At 64.1% G+C, this 20,089-nt stretch carries 17 protein-coding genes; 11 read left to right on the forward strand and 6 right to left on the reverse strand.

What is annotated here, in order from left to right:
- Positions 1–22 precede the first annotated feature (22 nt).
- The 5 genes from GPL20_RS21415 to GPL20_RS21435 form a co-directional block, all read right to left on the reverse strand.
- A complete protein-coding gene (locus tag GPL20_RS21415) occupies positions 23–730 on the reverse strand; it encodes an ABC transporter ATP-binding protein (RefSeq protein ID WP_157331487.1) in 708 nt (235 codons plus the stop codon).
- Positions 717–2,489, reverse strand: coding sequence for a branched-chain amino acid ABC transporter ATP-binding protein/permease (locus GPL20_RS21420; RefSeq protein WP_157331488.1), 1,773 nt, complete (start codon positions 2,487–2,489; stop codon positions 717–719). The genes GPL20_RS21415 and GPL20_RS21420 overlap by 14 nt, the downstream gene beginning before the upstream one ends.
- Before the next feature lie 2 nt (positions 2,490–2,491).
- Positions 2,492–3,427, reverse strand: a complete 936-nt coding sequence (locus GPL20_RS21425) for a branched-chain amino acid ABC transporter permease (protein ID WP_157331489.1) — start codon at positions 3,425–3,427, stop codon at positions 2,492–2,494.
- Between the two features lie 79 nt (positions 3,428–3,506).
- Positions 3,507–4,898: an MmgE/PrpD family protein gene (locus GPL20_RS21430; RefSeq protein WP_157331490.1), complete on the reverse strand. Its 1,392-nt coding sequence runs from the start codon at positions 4,896–4,898 to the stop codon at positions 3,507–3,509.
- Positions 4,899–4,928: 30 nt separating this feature from the next.
- Positions 4,929–5,822 carry an NAD(P)-dependent oxidoreductase gene (locus GPL20_RS21435; RefSeq protein WP_157331491.1) on the reverse strand — a complete coding sequence of 298 codons (894 nt, stop codon included), beginning with the start codon at positions 5,820–5,822 and terminating at the stop codon, positions 4,929–4,931.
- Positions 5,823–6,073: 251 nt separating this feature from the next.
- Between GPL20_RS21435 and GPL20_RS21440 the strand changes: the two genes are divergently transcribed.
- From GPL20_RS21440 to GPL20_RS21490, 11 genes are all read left to right on the forward strand, one after another.
- On the forward strand, positions 6,074–7,426 hold the full coding sequence (locus GPL20_RS21440; RefSeq protein WP_254125554.1) for an MmgE/PrpD family protein: 1,353 nt from the start codon (positions 6,074–6,076) through the stop codon (positions 7,424–7,426).
- A gap of 27 nt (positions 7,427–7,453) precedes the next feature.
- Positions 7,454–7,843: a carboxymuconolactone decarboxylase family protein gene (locus tag GPL20_RS21445; protein ID WP_008557256.1), complete on the forward strand. Its 390-nt coding sequence runs from the start codon at positions 7,454–7,456 to the stop codon at positions 7,841–7,843.
- An 11-nt stretch (positions 7,844–7,854) separates the two neighbouring features.
- Positions 7,855–8,664 carry an N-acyl homoserine lactonase family protein gene (locus tag GPL20_RS21450; RefSeq protein ID WP_157331493.1) on the forward strand — a complete coding sequence of 270 codons (810 nt, stop codon included), beginning with the start codon at positions 7,855–7,857 and terminating at the stop codon, positions 8,662–8,664.
- 656 nt (positions 8,665–9,320) lie between these two features.
- Positions 9,321–10,670, forward strand: coding sequence for an ABC transporter substrate-binding protein (locus GPL20_RS21455; protein ID WP_157331494.1), 1,350 nt, complete (start codon positions 9,321–9,323; stop codon positions 10,668–10,670).
- 81 nt (positions 10,671–10,751) lie between these two features.
- A complete protein-coding gene (locus GPL20_RS21460) occupies positions 10,752–11,630 on the forward strand; it encodes an ABC transporter permease (protein ID WP_157331495.1) in 879 nt (292 codons plus the stop codon).
- The gene (locus GPL20_RS21465; RefSeq protein ID WP_157331496.1) at positions 11,627–12,532 is read left to right on the forward strand and encodes an ABC transporter permease; all 906 of its coding nucleotides are present in this window, start codon (positions 11,627–11,629) and stop codon (positions 12,530–12,532) included. The genes GPL20_RS21460 and GPL20_RS21465 overlap by 4 nt, the downstream gene beginning before the upstream one ends.
- 2 nt (positions 12,533–12,534) lie before the next feature.
- Positions 12,535–13,641 (forward strand): ABC transporter ATP-binding protein, encoded by a 1,107-nt coding sequence (locus GPL20_RS21470; RefSeq protein WP_157331497.1) that lies wholly within the window; start codon positions 12,535–12,537, stop codon positions 13,639–13,641.
- A 22-nt stretch (positions 13,642–13,663) separates the two neighbouring features.
- Positions 13,664–14,155: a (2Fe-2S)-binding protein gene (locus GPL20_RS21475; protein ID WP_157331498.1), complete on the forward strand. Its 492-nt coding sequence runs from the start codon at positions 13,664–13,666 to the stop codon at positions 14,153–14,155.
- 2 nt (positions 14,156–14,157) lie between these two features.
- Entirely contained in the window at positions 14,158–16,545 is a 2,388-nt protein-coding gene (locus tag GPL20_RS21480) for a xanthine dehydrogenase family protein molybdopterin-binding subunit (RefSeq protein WP_157331499.1), read from the forward strand.
- A gap of 11 nt (positions 16,546–16,556) precedes the next feature.
- Positions 16,557–17,354 carry an FAD binding domain-containing protein gene (locus tag GPL20_RS21485; RefSeq protein WP_157331500.1) on the forward strand — a complete coding sequence of 266 codons (798 nt, stop codon included), beginning with the start codon at positions 16,557–16,559 and terminating at the stop codon, positions 17,352–17,354.
- 16 nt (positions 17,355–17,370) lie between these two features.
- A complete protein-coding gene (locus GPL20_RS21490) occupies positions 17,371–18,861 on the forward strand; it encodes an amidase (RefSeq protein WP_157331501.1) in 1,491 nt (496 codons plus the stop codon).
- 165 nt (positions 18,862–19,026) lie between these two features.
- Here the strand turns inward: GPL20_RS21490 and GPL20_RS21495 are convergent, their stop codons facing one another.
- Positions 19,027–19,926 carry a LysR substrate-binding domain-containing protein gene (locus tag GPL20_RS21495; RefSeq protein WP_157331502.1) on the reverse strand — a complete coding sequence of 300 codons (900 nt, stop codon included), beginning with the start codon at positions 19,924–19,926 and terminating at the stop codon, positions 19,027–19,029.
- Positions 19,927–20,089: the final 163 nt, after the last annotated feature.

A 20,089-nucleotide genomic window follows, 5' to 3' on the forward strand; every position in this document is an offset into this window, starting at 1 on the left:
CTTGTATTTGTTTTTGTGTTGGTCACATGCCGAGATAGGCCTTGCGCACACGGTCGTCGGCGCGCAGCGTGTCGTTGTTGCCTTCGAGCACGACATGTCCGGCCTCGAGGACGTAGCCGTGGTCGGCCGATTCAAGTGCCTCGGCGACGCGCTGCTCGACCAGCAGCATGGTCAGCCCGGACTGGCGGCGGATCTCGATCAGCCGCTCGAAGATGAAATCGGCGGTCGATGGGGCGAGACCCATCGAGGGCTCGTCCAGCATCAGCAGCTTGGGTGAGGAGGCCAGCCCACGGCCGATCGCGAGCATCTGCTGCTGGCCGCCGGACATCGTGCCGGCGAACTGGTTGCGACGCTCCTTCAGCACCGGCAGCCATTCGAAGATGCGCTCGACATTGGCCTGCCAGTCGCGCCGGCCGCTCTCGGTCATTGCGCCCATTTCGAGGTTCTCCATCACGGTCAATGACGGAAACACCTGACGGCCCTCGGGGACATGGGCGATGCCGAGATGAGCGCGCTGCGGCGGCGGCACCGCGAGCAGGTCGACGCCGTCGAAGGCGATTCTCCCGCCGCTGGGCTTCACGATGCCGGAGATCGTCTTGAACAGCGTGGTCTTGCCGGCGCCGTTGGGGCCGACGATCGCGACGAACTGGCCCGCGCCGACATTGATCGACACGTCGTTCAAGACGGGCTTTGCGGAATAGCCCGCGCTCAATCCCTCAATTCGCAGCATGGCCCACCCACTTCTTGCCGAGATAGGCCTCGATCACGCGATTGTCGCGCGTCACGACCTCCGGCAGGCCCTCGGTGATGACGGCGCCGTGGTCGAGTACGAGGAATCTGTCGACCAACCGGACCATCGCCTGCATGGTGTGCTCGATGATCGCGATGGTCATGCCGTCGCGTGCGAGCTGCTGGATCACGCCGACGACCTCGTCCGCCTCGCCGTGGCCGAGGCCCGCGAGCGTCTCGTCGAGCAGCAGGATGCGCGGCTGGCCGGCGATCGCGCGGGCAAGCTCCATCAGCCGCAGTTCTTTGGTCGAGAGCTCGCCGGCGACACGGTCGGCCACGGCGGACAGCCCGACACGGGCAACGGCGTCGGCGGCCAACTTGCGTGCCTCCTCGTCGGAGCGGGCGCGCACATAGGCGCCAACCACGACGTTGTCGATGATCGACATGCGCAGGAACGGCCGCATCACCTGGAAGGTGCGGCCGATACCGGCCTCGCAGATCACGTGCGGCCGCTGACCGGACATGTTGCGGCCGTCGATCAGCACCTCTCCCTGGCTCGGCTTCAGAAAGCCGTTGAGGAGATTGAACAGTGTGGTCTTGCCGGCGCCGTTGGGGCCGATGATGCCGAGGATCTCGTTCTTGTGCAGCTTGAAACTGACATTCTGCACGGCCTTGAGGCCGCCGAAGGAGCGCGAGAGGTTGCGAACCTCAAGCACGACTTCGCCGGTGGCGGCACGCTGTCGCGCGGCGGGCTTCAGCGCTGTGACGTTGGCGGCCGGTGCTTCCGGCGCGGCGCTTGCAGTTGTCGTGGAGGCAGTTCGCTTGCGCAGAAGGTCACGCAGCTTCCAGAACAGGCCTTCCGGCGCCAGCAGGATGACGCAGACGATGGCAATGCCGAAGATGACGCCCTGGATACCTGGGATGCGCGCGCCGGCCTCCGCATGCAGGATCTCGGCGAGCGGGATCAGGATCACCGAGCCGATCACCGGACCCCAGACGGAGCCGACGCCGCCGAACATCGCGACTGTCAGCGCCTGCGCCGACACCAGCATGCCGAACACCGATTGCGGGGTCACGACCAGCAGCACCTGCGCGTAGAATCCGCCGATGGCAGCGGCAATCGCCCCGCTCAGCGTGATCGCGCGCAGCTTCCAGGCCAACGTGTTGATACCGGCGGCTTCAGCGGCAGCCTCGTTTTGCTTGATCGCGAGCAGGGCCATGCCAAAGCGCGAGCGCTCGATCACTTGCGTCAGCACGATGGCGGCCAGCATGATGGCGAGCCCCAACAGCGTGTAGATGTGGGGATCGGCGAACTGCATATAGGCGATCGGCGCGTCGCGCTTGATCGGAAGCGTCACCTCCTGGAAGCCGAGCCACTCGAACACATAGAGAATGGCGAGCGGGTAGGCGAGCATCGCCAGGGCGAAGTAGTGGCCTTGGAGGCGGAAGGTCGGAAATCCGATCAGGAGCCCGGCGATGCCGCCGAGCATGGCGGCGATCGGGATCAGCAGCCAGGGCGAGATGTTGAAATAGATCTGGCCGAGGGCGGTCGCATAGGCGCCGATCCCGAAGAAGGCGGCGTGGCCGAACGAGATCAGTCCGGTGTAGCCGCTGAGCAGGTTCCAGGACAGGCCGAACACCGCCCACACCGGCACCAGCGTCAGGATGAGCTGATAATAGGAGTTGGTGACGCCGAGCGAAATCCCGGCATAGGCGAGCGTGAAGAGCAGGGGAGGCAAGAAGGAACGCGTCTGGAGCATGGTCACGTCCTCTCGACCATGCGTCCGAAGAAGCCTTGCGGACGGAAGAAGATGATGAGGAGGAAGACGGCGAAGATCGCAGCGTTCTGCAATTGGGTCGGCAGGATCAGCGTCGACATCTGCTGCACGAGGCCGATCGTCATGCCGCCCCAGAAGGCGCCGATGATGCTGCCCATGCCGCCGAGCACGACGCCGGCATACATGACGATGACGTATTCGAGGCCGACGAACGGGTGGAACGGATAGTTGGTGGCCAGCAGTCCGCCGGCGATCGCGGTGATGCCGCAGCCGAGCGCAAAGGCGGTGCGATGCGCGCGGTCGACGTCGATGCCCATATAGGTCGCGGCGGTCGGATTGTCGGCCGCGGCGCGGAGCGATTTGCCGATCCGAGTGCGCGTAATCAGCAGCGAGAGCAAAATCATCATCGCCAGCGAGACGACCGCATCGATGCTGCGGGCCTTGTTGAGAAAGATGCTCATGTCGAAGAACGGGCCGAGCTCCCAGGCGGAGCTCGACAGCGGCGTGCGGATCGAGGCCAGCACCGAGCCGAACACAATGAGGCCGCCGTTCTGCAGGATCAGCGCGATGCCGAGCGTGAGGATGAGCTGGGCGTAGTGGCCTTCGCCTTCCAGCGAGGCCGTGCGCGTCCCTGAGACGTGCGAGATCAGCATCCGATGGACGAAATAGCCGAACACGGCTAGCACGGGGCCGGCCAGCAGGATGGCGACGAACGGTCCGACCGTATTTCCGAACACCGCCTGCACGCCGGCGGCGGTGAAGAGATAGAAGGCCGTGTACATGCCGAGCATCATGAAATCGCCATGGGCGAAGTTGATGACGCGCATGACGCCGAAGATCAGGCCGAGCCCGACGCACATCAGGCCGTAAACGGCGCCGATCAGAAGGCCCGCGGCGAGCGCTTGCAAAAATCCTTCCATCAGCCTCGCCTCCGCGCTGCTGGCGATCCTAAGCTGGTCTCCAAATCGACCATGTTTCCCCCGTACTCTCCGGCATTTCTTATGATGCCGATCGTAGAACCCGTTCCGTCTCCAGGCGGCACTGCGCTGCAATGGCGCCGGCACTGCCGAGCCGTTCGCAGTCTTCGATGAGTTTTTCGAGCCGATGCGCGCGGTCCTCGCCGAGCACGCGGCTGGCGGCGGCGCGAAAGCGCGCGCGAATATCTGCAGGCGTTGCGGCGATGACGTCGGGCAGAGCGTGCTGAATCGTTCGGCCGCCGCGCAGATGCACGGTCACGTCCGCGCCCTGCTTGCCGGGAAAGGCGGCGGTGAAGCCGGCATCGGCCTTGAGGTCTGTCACTGCAACCAGGCGAACGATGTCGGTATCATCGAGCTCAGAGTAATTCTCTTCCTCGATCTCGCCTCGCGCCAGGGTCGCGGCGACGCTGAACGGAATGCTCATCTTGGCTTGCAGCGCGTTGCGATAGGGCCCCTTGGAATCGCAGCCGGGATAGCGAACGGCGGCATCGGGCGCGCGAATGACGACGCGGTCGATCTCATCGGGGCTGGCGAGCTCGTGCGAGACGCGGAGCGCGGCTTGAGTTGCGGTCTGCGCGAAATTGCAGGCCGGGACCGGCTTGTTATAGACGGCCATGATCTCGCTTTCCCCGTTCGGGAAGAGCTCGATGCTGCCCGGCGCCGCTTGGCGGCGATAGGCGGCGAACAGACCGGCTTCGCCTTCGAGGATCGTTTCCGAGCCGAACGCGCCGGCTGCGGCAAGGCCAAGCGCCTTGATCGCGTTGCTGGCGGCAAAGCCCGGATGGAAATACATGTCGGAGCCGCCGGCATGCGGCCATTCGTTGAGACCGCTGGAGGTATTGGCCGCGATCGCGATGGCGCTGGTTGCCTGGTCGTCGGACAGGCCGAGCGCAAAACTTCCCGCGAGCGCCGCGCCAGGCGGCGCCACCAGGCCCGTCGGGCGATAGAGCCGCGCGAGGTCTGAGGTCAGCAGCGCGCGGCCGATCCGCGCGCCGGTCTCATAGCCGATGATGGCGGAAGCGAGCAGCTTGGCGCCGTGCAGCTGCGATTGCTCCGAAAGAGCGAGCAGCGTCGGCCAGATCACGACGCCATGGTGCGCGATGCTGGCTGCATGCATGTCTTCTCGCACGAGGCCGTGCCCCAGCACGGCATTGGCGAAGGCGGCATCGGCCGGCGACGAGAGTTGCGACGTCCCGATGATCGTCGCATTGCCGCCGGCTTGCGCGATCGCAACGGCCTGGCGGCTCCAGGGATGATTTCCGGCCTCGAGGGCGCAGGACAGGAAGTCGAGCAGGCAGAGCTTTGCCTTGGCGACGACCTCCGGCCCGAAATCTCCGAGATCCAGTGCAAGCACGCTCCGCGCCATCTGGCGCGCGAGCGAGACCTTGCCTGATCCGGTCGGACCGATCGTCATCGCAATCGTTCTCCCTCAAGGCTTGTGCGATCAGCCGCGCATCTCGACGCCGGCCCACTCCTCGAGCACTTTTGCGATCGAGGTGAAGTCGGACGACGCGCCGTATTTGGCGTTGGTGATCGCGAGCATCTGCCGCACTACTGCGCCGCAGACCATCGGCACGCCCATCGCCTCGGCCTCGTCCACGCAGAGGCGGACATCCTTGTAGGAAAGGCCGGTGGCGAAGCCGAAATCGAACGTGCCGGGCAGCACCGCGCGGGGGAATTTGTCTTCGGACGCGCTGTTGCGGCCGCTGCTGGCGTTGATGATGTCGATCAGCACCTTTGCGTTGACGCCGCCCTTGACGCCCATCGCGACGGCTTCCGAAGTGATGACGAGTGCCGCGGCCGCCATCAGATTGTTGGCGAGCTTGGCCGTCTGCGCCACGCCGGGCTTGTCGCCGGTGTAGAACAGCTTGCCGAAATTCTTCAGGATCGGCTGCACGGTGTCGTAGGTCGCCTGCGGGCAGGACACCATAACGGCGAGCGTGCCGTTGACGGCGCCCTTGATGCCGCCGCTCACGGGGGCATCGACCAGCGTCATGCCTTTGGCCTTCAGGCCTTCCGCGACGAGCTTTGCCGCGCCGGGACCGGAGGTCGACAGATCGATCACGATCTTGGCGCGGTTGCCACTGCTGATGCCGTCCTGTCCGAGCGTGACGGCCTTGACGATGTCGGGCGTCGGCAGGCTGGCGAGCACGATGTCGGCGCGCGAGGCGACATCTGCCGGCGATTTGCCCAGCTGCGCGCCGCGCTTGATCAACGGTTGTACTGCCTCGGCCTGCGTGTCATAGACGACGAGCGAATAGCCCGCGTCGATCAATCGCTCCGCCATGGGACCGCCCATGCGGCCCGTGCCGATTACGCCGAGGATCTCTCCCGCCATCTTCTACTCCCTGTCGCGCGATCCCGTGACGGGCGCGCCTTCTTGATCGCGTTGGTCAATCGTTTTCGCCGGCCGGCCTTGTCGGCCGCCGTCGTCGTGGCGGCGGGATCCCGCGCCAAGGGGGCGGATTGTTATGATTGTCAGACAAGCTGTCAAGCATAACATTTGGGGTCGACAGTTTGCCGCGGATCGTCCTATGGTCCGGGAAAACGAGGACGACGCCCCACGTGCCGCAAGATTCAATTCCGAGTGTGAGCAGGACGCTCGCCGATTTCGTCGCGTCCTCGTCATGGGCGAACGTGGAGGCGCAGAGCGTTGAGGCGCGGCGGTCGATCCTCAATTTCTTTGCGACCGCGCTCGGCTCCGCGCGCGATCCCGTTGTCACCGCTGCGATGCGCACACTGGCGCCGTTCAGCGGCGCCGCGACATCGACCGTCATCGGTCATTCACAGCCGATGGACGCGCTGTGCGCCTCGTTTCTCAATGCCATCTCGGCCAACCTGCTCGACTTCGACGATACCCATCCCGAGACGATCATTCATCCGGCAGCGCCGGTTGCCGCGCCCATCCTAGCGCTAGCAGAGATGCGAAAACTGTCCGGACGCGAGGTGCTGACGGCTTTCATCCTCGGTGTGGATGTCGAGTGCCGCATCGGCAACGCGGTTTCGCCGCGTCACTACGCGCGCGGCTGGCACATCACTTCGACCTGCGGGATTTTTGGCGCGGCCGCGGCGTGCGCGAAGCTGTTGGGCTTACCGGCAGAGGGGATTGCAAACGCCGTCGGAATTGCAGCGAGCCAGTCCGCCGGCAATGTCGAGAACCTGCCGAGCGCCGCCAAGAATGTCAGCGTGGGCAATTCGGCGCGTAACGGATTGTTCGCCGCGCTGCTTGCGCAGCAGGGTTATGAGGCTGCGCCCCGTGCGATCGAGGGGCCGCTCGGCTGGGCCCGCACCATGGGCGACGAGCCGGACGTCGCACGTCTGCTCGACGGTCTCGGCAAGACCTGGGAGATCGCAAAGAACACCTACAAGCCCTATCCCGCTGGGATCGTGTTCCATGCGGTCATCGACGCCTGCCTGCTGCTGCGCGAGCGGATCGGACGGCGGGGCGACAAGATCGAGTCGGTGACGGTGCAAGGCTCGGCGCTGCTGCTCGCGCGGGGCGATCGCCCGGTCAACAACGAGCGCGATGCGCGGGTCAGCATCCACCATTGCGCGGCTTGCGGATTGCTGCTCGGCACGGCCGGCGTTGCTGAGTTCGCGAGAGAGACCGTGGTTCGGACCGATATCGCACAGCTGCGGCAGAAGGTGAGGGCGGAGCTGGACGACGCGATGTCGGACGGCGCTGCTCGCGTTATCCTGCACCTGTCGACCGGTGAGGTGCTGACGGAGACCGTCAATTCGCCTCGTGGCAGCCAGCTGGCTCCGCTCGGAGATCAGGACCTCGAAGCCAAGCTACGCGAAGGCGTGCGGACCGGTCGGAGCGATTGGGATGCGAGCCGTGTCATCGACGCGGTCTGGCGGCTCGATGCGGTCGATGACGTCGGCAATCTCTTGCAATCTTTGCGACCGCCATCGGCGTCGCTCCAGACAACTTCCAACTAGAAGCTCTCAAGACCGAAAGGGACGATCATGAGCAAGACCGAACTGTTCGAAAAGGGCCTCAAGGTTCGCAAGGAGGTGCTCGGCGAAGACTACGTCAACAAATCGATCGCAGGCGCCGACGAGTTCACGCGGACGATGGCGGAATGGTCCACCGAGTTCTGCTGGGGCGCCCTGTGGACGCGGCCCGGCGTCGACCGTCGCACGCGCTCGATCGTCAATCTGGCGATGCTCGGCGCGCTGAACCGCCCGCACGAGCTGAAGCTGCACGTCAAGGGCGCGCTGAAGAACGGGCTGACCAAGGAGGAGATCAAGGAGATCCTGCTCCAGGTCGCCGTCTACTGTGGCGTGCCCGCCGGCATCGATGCCTTCCGCAACGCGCGCGAGGCTTTCAACGAGGTCGACGCGGCCGGTTCCTGAGCGCTAGTCCCATGGCTGATCCGGAATACGAGCTGTTCGCCATCCGCTACGCGACGCGGGATGCGCAGCGGGGCGAGCACTTCATCGGCGGCGACCCTCATGACGGTCCGATGCCGATGGACTATTTCGTGTGGCTGGCGAGGGGAGGTGGGCGCACCTTCGTCATCGACACCGGGTTCAATGCCGAAATCGCAAAGCAGCGCAGACGGACCTTCCTGCGCTGCCCGGTGGAGACGCTCCGCGCGTTCGATGTCGACATCGCCGACGTCAAGGATGTGATCCTCACGCATCTGCACTACGACCACGCCGGCAATTTCGACCGGTTTCCGAACGCGCGGTTTCATCTTCAGGAGCGTGAACTCGCCTATGCCACCGGCCGCTATATGCAGTATCCGCGGCTATCACATTCCTTCGAGGTCGAGGACGTCTGCGGGATTGTGCGGCTGAACTACGCGCGCCGGGTGCTGTTCTACGATGGCGACGCCGAGATCGCGCCCGGGCTGACGGTCCACGCAGCCGGCGGGCATTCCGCCGGTCTTCAGTTCGTCCGCGTCAACACGCGCCGCGGTCCTGTCGTGCTCGCCTCCGACGTCAGCCATTTCTACGAGAACATGACCAGCGAGCGTCCGTTCACGACGGCGTTTCATGTCGGTGACATGCTGGTGGGCTTCGACAAGCTGCGCGCCGCGGCATCCGATGCGGGCCATATCGTTCCCGGTCACGATCCACTCGTTATGAAGCTTTATCCGGCGCCAAGCTCGGACCTGGATGGCGTCGCGGTTCGTCTCGACGTCGCTCCGTCCGGAGCCACTCATTCCTAGGACGTCGGGAGGAGGGCAATGGAAGCTAGGCTACAGTGCACTACGAAGAATGGGTGATCCGTTCACCGCACCTTTCATCGTGCGCTGGTCAATGCCTGCGGCTCGTCATGGCTGCCCGGTTTCCGCAACTTGCTGCATGAGCAATGAAGAGGGCGCGAGTTATACTCAGTCCGCGAACTGAGTATAACGCCAATTTAGCACAGCTTTGGATGCCGCTGATCTTTCTGACGCACGGCTTGCGCGCGGCGTGTGCACGCGGGCTTTTGTGTGAGCGACGTTTTCACTGAGAATCCGAAATCGTGATTTCCGCTTCCAGTTTGGTCCAAATGAGCCTGGAGGAACAACCCTGTGGAAGCGTTGCTAAACTGAAAGTTCTCAGTCGGTCCAATAACATATGAAATTTCAGCCGCCCCCATGATGGATTGGAGCGAGTCGGGAAACATTGGGCGTAGCCGCACACGGCGTTGCTGCCGTCTTATGCGGCGTGCCGAAGCGAGATGCATTCGAGCCGACCATTAGTCTCGTTTATATTGCGAATTTTTTCTTCCAATTTTACTTCGCAAAATCCTGCCCATAGCCTCACGCGCAACCGATCACATCCGCAGCCGGTCAATGGCGACCGGTGCGAGCGTTCATCGTAACCAACGAGGGTTGCCATGTCTGATGAGGCCAAGGGGACGTTCACTTCCGATCCGGCGGGAACGGAGGCGGGACCTGCGAAAAAGCTGAGCCGGCGCACGCTGTTGAAGGGCGCGGCGGCAGTTGCGGGCGCGGCCGCAGGGTCGGACGCGATCCGCGGCTTCCCGACCATCTGGGCGCAGGAGATCAAGGACATCGAGCTGCGCCATGTCGGCGTCTCCTATTCGGTCGTGAAGGCGATCGGCGACCAGGCGGCCAAGGATCTCGGCTTCAAGGTGACGATGCAGAACCTCGACACCTCCGCCGCCATTAACCGCTTCATAAGCCAGCCTAATACGGTTGATATCGCCGACCTCGAGGGCTGGCAGGCCAAGCTCGCCGCCAAGCGCGGCGTGATACAGGGCATCGAGGTCAAGAAGATCAAGGAATTCGACAACATCCTGCCGATCTTCACCAAGGGCGAGATCGACGGCCACAAGATTCCGCGCCAAGGCATTTCGCCCTATGAGGCCATGTACATCTCCAGGCCCGACGCGACTGATCTGCACGAAGGCGTCACCGAATGGGCGACCTTCCTGCCGCAGGTCTACAACGCCGACTCCATCGGCTACCGGCCCGACCTCGTCGGCCACGAAGTCACCGAGTGGAAGGATCTGATCGATCCCAAGTTCAAGGGCAAGGCCGCGATCCTCGACGTGCCCGCGATCGGCATCATGGACGCCGCGCTCTGCTTCGAGAGCGCCGGGCTGATCAAGTACGGCAACAAGGGTAACATGACGAAGGAGGAGATCGATTTTACCTGCAACAAGCTGATCGAGTTGAAGAAGCAGGGGCAGTTCCGTGCGACCTGGACCACCTTCGACCAGTCGGTGCAGTTGATGGCCGCCGGTGAAGTCGTCATCCAGTCAATGTGGTCGCCGGCGGTTGCGGCGGTGCGCGTGAAGGAGATTCCCTGCGTCTATGCGCCGGTCAACGTCAAGAACGGCAAGGAAGGCTATCGCGGCTGGTGCAACGGCATGGGGTTGATGAAACACCTTTCTGGCAAGAAGCTCGATGCGGCCTACGAATACCTCAACTGGTATCTTTCGGGCTGGCAGGGCGGCTTTGTCGCGCGCTACGGCTATTACAGTCCGGTGCCCTCGACCGCGAAGAAATTCCTGACACCGGCGGAATGGGCGTTCTGGTACGTAGGGCTGCCCGCGCCAGAGGTGGTCAACGACCCCTACGGCGTGCCGATGGAAAAAGCCGGCACCAAGCGTGACGGCGGCTCGTTCCTCGACCGCGTCAAGAACATCTCGTGTTGGAACACGCTGATGGACGAGGCGGCCTACATGAACAAGCGCTGGAACGACTTCAAGGTGGCCTGAAACCTGCTTTCCTGACGTGACGAGCGTGCCGGCGCGGCGACGCGCCGGCGAGCCACGACCAACTTCGAGGCCTTCGCCGCTATGCAGCCCAATCCCAATCCGTCACGCGCAAATCTCGCCGGCTGGCTCTACGTGTCGCCACTGGTGCTGGTGCTTGTGCCGTTCTTCGTGGCGCCGATCCTTGTCGTGCTGGCGGCGAGCTTCTTTGCCACCGACGGCTTCGGCGGGCTGACGCCGGGCTTCACGTTTTCGAACTACATCGAGGTGCTCAACGCGGCGCTGACGTTCAAGCTGTATCTGGCGACCATGAAGTTCACGATGCTGACCTGGGTCTTCACCCTGATCATCGGATTCTGTGTCGCCTATTTCCTGGTGTTCCACGTCCGCAACCAGTTGCTGGCGATCGGACTGTTCCTGCTTTGCACGGTGCCGTTCTGGACCTCCAATATTATCCGGATGATCTCCTGGATCCCGCTGCTCGGCAAGGAAGGTCTGATCAACCAGGCGCTGCTTGCGACCGGGATCATCCGCCAGCCGCTCGAAGTGCTGTTGTTCTCGGACCTTGCGGTGGTCATCGCCTATGTGCACCAGCTCACGATCTTCATGATCGTGCCGATCTTCAACTCCATGGCGCGGATCGACAAGAAGCTGATCGAGGCCGCGATCGATACCGGTGCCAGCCGCCTCGACATCATGCGCCTGATCGTGGTGCCGATGTCCAAGAGCGGTATCGCGCTCGGCACCATCTTCGTGGTCTCGATCGTGATGGGCGATTTCTTCGTGGTCAAGGTGATGTCCGGCGGCGGCTCGGCCTCGGTGGTCAGCGCGTTCTACGAGGACGTCGGCGTGCTGCAATATCCGACCGCGGCGGCAAGCGCCGTGCTGCTGACGCTGGTGCTGGTCGCAATCGTCTCGCTGATCCTGCGCACGGTGGACATCAGGCAGGAGATCACGCGATGAGCGCGGTTCTCGCCGGCATGCCCAAAACCGACATGTCCAAGGCGGTCGCGCCGGCGATGACCAAGGCAATTGCGCCGAGCAGGGGCGGCCGGCCCTGGACGTTCTACGTGCTGGCGACACTGTTCGCGTCTTACGTGATCGCGCTCTATGGCCCGATGTTCTGCATCTACATCCTGTCGTTCCAGGATATCCGCGGCGGCCTCGTGTTTCCGATGAAGGGACATTCGCTGCACTGGTTCGTCGACCTCTTCACCCAGGTGCGCACCGGCGACGTCAAGGGATCGTTCGACCGCTCGATCAAGCTTGCGGTCATCGTCACCATCATCACGGTGGTGGTGTCGTTCCTCGCCGGACTCGGCTTCCGCAGGCGCTTCCGCGGCGACACATTTGTGTTTTACATGACGATCGGCAGTCTTGTCGCGCCGGGGCTCGTGCTCGGCCTCGGCACGGGTCTCTTGTTCCAGGCGCTCGGGCTGAATGCGAGCTGGTACACCTCGGCGCTCGGCGCGCAGCTCTCATGGACGCTGCCGTTCGGCGTGCTTGTGATGTTTGCGGTAATGTCGCGCTTCAACCACGTCTGGGAGGAGGCGGCCTACGATCTCGGCGCCAGCCGCTGGCAGTCGATCTGGTTGGTGATGATCCCGGTGCTGGCGCCCGGTCTCGTCGCCGTCGCGCTGTTCGGCTTCACGCTCTCCTATGACGAGTTCGCGCGCAGCCTCCAGACCGCGGGCTCGCTGAATACGCTGCCGCTGGAAATCTGGAGCATGACGCTGAACGTCACCTCGCCATCGCTCTACGCGCTCGGCACGGTGACGACCATCGTCTCCTTCATCGTCATCGGTGCGAGCCTCGGTGCCATCGTGCTGATCCAGAAGAAGCGCGGCAGCGCGGCAAAGGGCTAAGAATGAAGAGCGATCGCGGCGATATCGAACTGGCAGGGGTCTGCAAGAGCTTTGACGGCGTTACCAACGTGGTCGATGGCGTCAATCTGAAGATCGCCGACAGTGCCTATTGCTGCTTCATCGGTCCCTCCGGTTGTGGCAAGACCACGATCCTGCGCATGATCGCCGGCCATGAGGACCCAACCGCGGGCGAGATCGTCATCGGCGGGCAGAATGTCGTCGGGCTTGCGCCGGTGCAGCGCCGTACCGCAATGATGTTCCAGTCCTACGCGCTGTTCCCGCATCTGACGGTACGCGAGAACATCGCCTTTGCGCTCCGCGTCCGGGGCCAGTCCAAAACCGATCGATTGCGGGCGGCTGACGCCATGATCGAGAAGGTGCGGCTGACACAGTTCGCCGACCGGCTGCCGGCGCAGCTTTCCGGTGGCCAGCAGCAGCGTGTTGCGCTGGCGCGCGCCGCGATCACCGAGCCGCGGGTGCTGCTGCTCGACGAGCCGCTGTCTGCGCTCGACGAGCAGCTTCGCGTGCAGATGCGCCAGGAGCTCCGGCGAATGCAGCGGGAGCTCGGCATCACCTTCATCCACGTCACGCATACCCAGCTCGAGGCGATCGCGCTCGCCGATCTCGTCGTGGTGATGGAGCAGGGGAAGATCAAGCAGGCCGGCGCGGCGCGCGAGGTCTATGCGCGCCCGCATGATCGCTACGTCGCCGAGTTCATGGGCGGGCAGAACGTGTTGTCGGGCCGGGTCGAGAAGGTCAATGGCGCGAGTTTTGTCCTCGGACAAGCCGCGCCTTCGGGCATCGAGGTGCCTCTTCAGGCACGCTCGACCGTCACCGTCGGTGACAATGTCGACATCGCCGTGCGCCGCGACGATGTGGCGCTGGTCCGGCCGGGCAGGGACTTGCCGCCGGGCTGCACCACATCGCTGCCGAGCCGCGTGCTCGCGATCGAGTATCAGGGCTATTTCGTCAAGGTCATGCTCGACACCGTGCCGGACGACGAGTTCGTCGCCTACGTGCCGGAAAAGACCTTCTTCGCGGATCCCTTCACCGTCGGCGATGTCGTGATGGCCACATGGGCCACCGACAGCGCGCTGCCACTCGCCTAAAGACCCGTCGCACACAGGGAGTATGATCGTGCAGATATCCTTCACACTCAACGGACGGCCCACCACTGTCGAGGTCGAACCGGCAACGCTTGTCGCCGAACTCTTGCGCGAGCAGCTCAATCTCACCGGCACCCATATCGGCTGCGATACCAGCCAGTGCGGTGCGTGTGTCGTGCATCTCAACGGACTGCCTGTGAAGAGCTGCACACTGCTGGTGCCTGCGCTCGATGGCGCGACGCTGCTCACCATCGAAGGCCTGCAAGGCGCTCCGGGCTCGAACCGGATGCATCCGATGCAGGAAGCGTTCCGCGAACATCACGGGCTGCAATGCGGCTTCTGCACGCCGGGCATGCTGATGACCGCGATCGCCCTGGCCACCGAGAAGCCTGGCCTGACCGAGGCCGACGTCCGTCACGGCCTCGAAGGCAATATCTGCCGCTGCACCGGCTACCAGAACATCGTCATCTCGGTGATGGCTGGCGCTGCCGCCATGAACGCCGCCAAGGGAGAATGACCATGGGCAATGTGATCGGAATCGGTGCAGCGCCGAAGCGGAAGGAAGACCAGCGCTTCCTCACCGGCCGGGGCAATTATGTCTCTGACATCAAGCGTCCGGGCATGACGGCGGGCGTGTTCGTGCGCTCGCCGCATGGGCACGCCGTCATTCGTGGCATCGACGAGAGCGCAGCGCTTGCTGCGCCCGGCGTGATCGCGGTGCTGACCGGGGACGACGTCAAGGCCGACGGCCTTGGCTCGCTGCCCTGCGGCTGGGGCATCTCCGACGCCAAGGGCGTGCCGATGAAGGAGCCGCCATTCCCGATGCTGGCACAGGGCAAGGTGCGCTTCGTCGGCGACATGGTGGCCTTCGTCATCGCCGAGACGCCGGAGCAGGCGAATGCCGGGGCCGAGCTGCTGAAGATCGACTACGAGGTGCTGCCCTCCGTGGTCGGCGTGCTCGAAGCCGTCAGGCCGGGTGCGCCGCAATTGTTCGATGACGTGCCGAACAACATCTGCTGCGACTGGGAGCTCGGTGACAAGGCGGCCGTGGAGTCGGCCTTCCGTAAGGCCGCGCATGTCGCAAAGCTCAGCCTGGTCAACAACCGCCTGATCGGCAATCCCATGGAGCCGCGCGCGGCGATTGCGGAATACGAGCCCGGCACCGACCGCTTCACGCTGTGGACCACCAGCCAGTTCCCACATGTCGTGCGCTTCCTGATGGGCGCGCTGGTGCTGAACATTCCGCAGCACAAGCTGCGCGTGGTGGCGCCGGATGTCGGCGGCGGCTTCGGCGTCAAGCAGTTCCATTACGGCGAAGAGGCCGTGATCACCTGGGCCGCCAAGCGCGTGAAGCGGCCGGTGAAATGGGTCGCGAGCCGCTCGGAGGGTTACGTCTCCGACCGCCACGGCCGCGATCACGTCACCGAAGCCGAGCTCGCGCTCGACGAGACCGGAAAATTCCTCGCGTTCCGGGTCAAGACGCTGGCCAACATGGGAGGCTATCTCTCGACCTTCGGCCCCAACATTCCGACCAACCTCTATGGTCCGCTGCTCGGCGGGGTCTACACCACGCCTGCGATCTACTGCAATGTGAAGGTGGTCTTCACCAACACCGTGCCCGTCGACGCCTATCGTGGCGCGGGCCGGCCCGAGGCGACTTTCGTGCTGGAGCGCATCGTCGACGTCGCAGCCAGCGAGATGGGCATCGACCGCGTCGAGATCCGGCGCCGCAACATGATCCCGAAGGAGGCCTATCCGTATCAGACGCCCGTGCTGGTGCAGTATGATTCCGGCGATCCCATGGGCTGCCTCGACGGCGCATTGGCCGCCGCCGACGTCAAGAATTTCGGTGTTCGCAAGGCGGCGTCAGCCAGCAAAGGCAAGTTCCGGGGGCTCGGCTACTCAACCTATGTCGAAGCGTGCGGCCTTGCGCCCTCGCGCTTCGCAGGACGGCTGGGCGCGCGCGGTGGTCTCTATGAGAGCGCCACCGTGCGCGTGCATCCGACCGGCCAGGTGACGGTCATGATCGGTACCCACAATCACGGCCAGGGCCACGAGACGACGTTTGCACAGATCGTCTCGGATAAACTTGGCGTCCCCTTCGAGAATGTCGACATCGTGTTCGGTGATACCGATCGCGTGCAGTTCGGCATGGGCACCTACGGCTCGCGTTCCCTCGTCGTCGGCGGCGCCGCGCTGTCGAAGGCGACCGACAAGGTGATCGCCAAGGGCAAGAAGATCGCATCCCATCTGCTCGAAGCGGCCGAGGTGGATATCCAGTTCGAGAGCGGCAAATTCTCGGTCGCCGGCACGGACCGCAGCAAGACGTTCGAGGAGATCGCCGGCGCGGCTTACGTGCCGCACAATTATCCGCTCGAAGTGCTGGAGCCGGGACTGGAGGAGCAGGCCTATTACGACCCGGTCAATTTCACCTATCCCGGCGGCTGCCACATCGCCGAGGTCGAGGTCGATCCGGAGACCGGCACGGTAACGCTGATCAACTACACCGCGGTCGACGACGTCGGCACTGTCATCAATCCGATGATCGTCGAAGGCCAGCTGCATGGCGGCATCGTGCAGGGCGTCGGCCAGGCGCTGTTCGAGAACGCGGTCTATGACGAGGGCTCCGGCCAGCTGCTGTCGGGCTCGCTGATGGACTATTGCATGCCGCGTGCCGACCATCTGCCGATGATGAAGGTCGCGACCCACTCCACGCTCTGCACGCACACGCCGATGGGCGTGAAGGGCTGCGGCGAGGTCGGCACGATCGGCTCGCCGGCCGCGGTCATCAACGCCGTGGTCGATGCGCTGTCGCATCTCGGCGTCACCCATGTCGACATGCCGGCGACGCCGAACCGGATCTGGCGCCTGCTGCAAAACGCATCGCTGCCGGTCGCTGCAGAATAGGGAGAATAACATTGAAGCCGTTTGCCTATCACCAGCCGGACCAGATTCCGGACGTCGCAAAGCTGCTGACCTCGATCGAGGACAGCAAGCTCGTCGCCGGCGGCATGACGTTGATCCCGACCCTGAAGCAGCGGCTGGCCAATCCGCCCGCGCTGATCGACCTTTCCAAGCTCGGAAATCTCAAGGGGATCAGTGACGATGGCGCGACCATCACCATCGGCGCGATGACGCCGCATGCCGTGGTTGCCGCCTCAAAGCTGGTGCAGGCGAGAATCCCCGGGCTCGCTGCGCTTGCGTCCATGATCGGCGATCCCGCCGTGCGTAGCCGCGGCACGATCGGCGGCTCCGTCGCCAACAACGACCCGGCGGCGGATTATCCTGCCGGCGTGCTCGGTCTCGGCGCGACCATCGTCACCAGTATGCGCGAGATCCCCGCCGACAAATTCTTTCTCGGCCTGTTCGAGACAGCGCTTCAGCAGGGCGAGATTATCACCGCGATCCGTTTTCCCGTGCCGCAGAAAGCCGGTTACACAAAATTCAAGGCGCCGGCCTCGCGCTATGCGCTGGTGGGTGTGTTCGTCGCGAAATTCGCTGATGGCGTCCGCGTCGCAGTGACCGGCGCGGGTCCCGGCGTATTCCGGGTGCCTCCGATGGAGGCGGTGCTGTCGGATAATTTCGATCCGTCCGCGATCGCGGCGATCAAGATCGACACCGACGGTCTTACCTCCGATATCCATGCCGAAGCCGACTACCGTGCCCATCTCGTGACGGTCATGGCCAAACGCGCCGTCGACGCGGCGCTCAGCTAGCTTTTCAGGGTTGATGATGACTGATGGTTCCGGCCGAACGGCCGTTCCGCCGGCGCCGACTGGCCTTGGCGCGCTTTCTGCAACCGAGATCATGGCCGGCTACCGGCGCAAGGCGTTCACCCCGCGCGATGTCGTCGACGACACCATTGCCGCGCTCGAAGCGACGAACGAGGCCTGCAATGCGGTGGTGACGCCGATGTACGAGCAGGCGAGGGCGGAGGCCGATCGTCTCACCAGGGACATGCGCGCGGGCGAAGCCACGGGGCCATTGGCGGGCGTGCCCGTCACGATCAAGGATCTCGTGTTCGTTGCCGGCGTGCCGGCCTATGGCGGCTCGCCGATGAACAGGAGCTTTGTGCCCGAGGCCGATGCCGCCGTCGTGTCGGCGCTGAAGGCATCCGGTGCGATCATCACCTGCAAGACCACGACCTGCGAGTCCGGCTACAAGCTGACGGCGGACAGCCCGGTCACCGGCACGACGCGCAATCCCTGGAATCCCGGTCGTACCAGTGGCGGATCGAGCGGCGGCGCAGCGGCCGGCGTTGCTGCCGGCTGCGGCCCGATCGCGATCGGCACGGATGGCGTCGGCTCGATCCGCGTGCCCTCGTCGTTCTGTGGTGTATTCGGGCTAAAGCCGACCTTCGGCCTCGTGCCGCGTTCGCCCGGATTCTCGCCACCGTCCTGGGCCTCGCTCGCCCATACCGGGCCGATCACGCGCACTGTCGCCGATGCCGCGCTGACGCTGGAGATCATCGCCGGTTACGATCTGCGTGATCCTGCCAGCCTGCCTGTAGCTCCGCGCCGGTTTGATGCCAACGCAGCCTCGCTGACCGGCATCCGCATCGGCGTGAGCGTCGATTTCGGCTATGCCGCAATCAACCCGGATGTACGCGCGGCGTTCGGCAAGGCGCTCGCCATTCTCGATGCCTGCGGTGCGCAGGTCACCATGGATGGGCCAGGTCTCGATCCCGGCATCCTTGAGCACACGCTGAAGCCGATCGCTTTCACCGAGCAGGCGGCGGCCGTGGCGACCAAGACCACGGCTGATCTCGCAAGCTCAGAGGCCGACTACCGCGACGTTGTCACCGCCGGCCGGAACTATAGCGGCACCGACTACATCGAAGCCGGTTATCGGCGCGGCCGGGCACGCAATGCGTTCGTAAAATTGTTCGAGCGCGTTGATGCGCTGGTGACGCCGACCGTCGCGGTGACGGCGTTCGAGGCCGGTCGGATCGGCGTCGATACCATCGACGGCAGCAAGGTCGATCCACATCTCGGCTGGTCGCCCTTTACCTGGCCGATCAATCTCGCCGGGCTTCCGGCGGCGACGCTGCCTTGCGGCTTCGATCGCGACGGAATGCCAATTGGGCTTCAGATCGTCGCGCCCTGGCTCGACGAACCAAGGATATTCCGTATCGCCGCGGCTTTCGAGCAGGCGCAGCCCTGGGCGACGTTCTGGCCGTCGCTGGTGTTACGTGAGCTGAGCGGGGGGCGCGCCAAGGGGTGAAGCGGCCATGGTGGAATAATGCCAGTGTTTTGCCCGACGTGTCAAATCTCCAAAGCACGATTCGCAAAAGCGCGCAGCGATTGCCGCGAAATGGCGCGCGAAAACCCCTTTGCGGACAAGGCCATGCCTACTGTGCATGGGGTTGTTTTCGATATTCTTGCCGGCCTAGCCCAGCTCGATCGGTGCGCCGCGGCCACTGAGCTCTTCGTCGAGGCGCAGATAATGCGCGAGATAGTCGTGCAAGGCGGTTGCGGCCTTCGAGGTCGCGCCGCTCGACTTGTAAAGCAGCAGCTCGATCTTCGGCAGCGGCGGCAGACCCTCGTTCGGTCCGATCTCGCGCATCGCCGGCACCAGCGCGCTGCGGCCTAGCACGGTGACTGCCATGCCCGCGAAGGCCGCAGCTTGCAGGCCGCCGACGCTTTCGCTGACGCAGGCGATGCGCCAGCGCAAATTGGCACGCTCAAGCGTATCGATGGCGTAGTCGCGATAGATATTGCCGGGCGGCAGCAGCGCGAGGGGAATCGGGCGCTCCTGGTGTGCGACGGATTGCTCGCCGGTCATCCAGACCAGCTGCTCGCGCCGCACCACCTGTCCGCCGGTAAAATCGTTCATGCGGGTGACGAGTGCGATGTCGACGTCGCCGCGCTTGACGAGGCCGACCAGCGGGGTCGAGAGGGCGCAATTGAGTTCGACCTGGACGCGCGGAAACGATTTTCGGAACACGCTGAGGATCTGCGGCAGCATGAAGGCCGCATAGAGATCCGGCGTTCCGAGCACGACCTGCCCCTCGATTTCTTGCGACGCCAGTTGCGAAATCAGTTCGTCATGCAACCTCAGGATGGATTTGGCATAGGTGAGAACAGTGGTGCCATCCTCGGTCAGCGTGAGCCTACGGCCGCCATGCTCGAACAGCTGCTTGCCGGTCAGCTCCTCCAGCCGCTGCAATTGCAGGGTGATCGCCGGCTGGGTGCGGCCCAGCCGTCGCGCGGTCTCGGTGATGCTGCCTGTCTCGACCACCGAGATCAGCGACCGGAGCATGCGGATGTCGAGACTAATGAGGTTCATGAGGCGTCCATATCGCCCAGAATTTATGCAAAATCCATGCTAGCGCACGCCGCCCGGTGGTCATAGCGACGAAGCCGGGCCGGCTTCAAGGCGGCAGCTCCCGATGGCCTGGAGGGAGAGTTCTGGTGTTTCAGTTGGTTAGAGCCGGAGTCTTCGGAGCGGG

Source organism: Bradyrhizobium cajani (assembly GCF_009759665.1).
Taxonomy (GTDB): Bacteria; Pseudomonadota; Alphaproteobacteria; order Rhizobiales; family Xanthobacteraceae; genus Bradyrhizobium; species Bradyrhizobium cajani.

Bases quoted from the DNA above. Each gene is read 5' to 3' on its own strand.
- GPL20_RS21465 (WP_157331496.1), top strand. From the start codon at position 11,627: ATGAGCGCGGTTCTCGCCGGCATGCCCAAAACCGACATGTCCAAGGCG.
- GPL20_RS21430 (WP_157331490.1), bottom strand. From the start codon at position 4,898: ATGACGATCGGTCCGACCGGATCAGGCAAGGTCTCGCTCGCGCGCCAG.
- GPL20_RS21425 (WP_157331489.1), bottom strand. From the start codon at position 3,427: ATGGAAGGATTTTTGCAAGCGCTCGCCGCGGGCCTTCTGATCGGCGCC.
- GPL20_RS21445 (WP_008557256.1), top strand. From the start codon at position 7,454: ATGAGCAAGACCGAACTGTTCGAAAAGGGCCTCAAGGTTCGCAAGGAG.
- GPL20_RS21415 (WP_157331487.1), bottom strand. From the start codon at position 730: ATGCTGCGAATTGAGGGATTGAGCGCGGGCTATTCCGCAAAGCCCGTC.
- GPL20_RS21480 (WP_157331499.1), top strand. From the start codon at position 14,158: ATGGGCAATGTGATCGGAATCGGTGCAGCGCCGAAGCGGAAGGAAGAC.
- GPL20_RS21460 (WP_157331495.1), top strand. From the start codon at position 10,752: ATGCAGCCCAATCCCAATCCGTCACGCGCAAATCTCGCCGGCTGGCTC.
- GPL20_RS21490 (WP_157331501.1), top strand. From the start codon at position 17,371: ATGACTGATGGTTCCGGCCGAACGGCCGTTCCGCCGGCGCCGACTGGC.
- GPL20_RS21435 (WP_157331491.1), bottom strand. From the start codon at position 5,822: ATGGCGGGAGAGATCCTCGGCGTAATCGGCACGGGCCGCATGGGCGGT.
- GPL20_RS21475 (WP_157331498.1), top strand. From the start codon at position 13,664: ATGATCGTGCAGATATCCTTCACACTCAACGGACGGCCCACCACTGTC.
- GPL20_RS21420 (WP_157331488.1), bottom strand. From the start codon at position 2,489: ATGCTCCAGACGCGTTCCTTCTTGCCTCCCCTGCTCTTCACGCTCGCC.
- GPL20_RS21495 (WP_157331502.1), bottom strand. From the start codon at position 19,926: ATGAACCTCATTAGTCTCGACATCCGCATGCTCCGGTCGCTGATCTCG.
- GPL20_RS21450 (WP_157331493.1), top strand. From the start codon at position 7,855: ATGGCTGATCCGGAATACGAGCTGTTCGCCATCCGCTACGCGACGCGG.
- GPL20_RS21470 (WP_157331497.1), top strand. From the start codon at position 12,535: ATGAAGAGCGATCGCGGCGATATCGAACTGGCAGGGGTCTGCAAGAGC.
- GPL20_RS21455 (WP_157331494.1), top strand. From the start codon at position 9,321: ATGTCTGATGAGGCCAAGGGGACGTTCACTTCCGATCCGGCGGGAACG.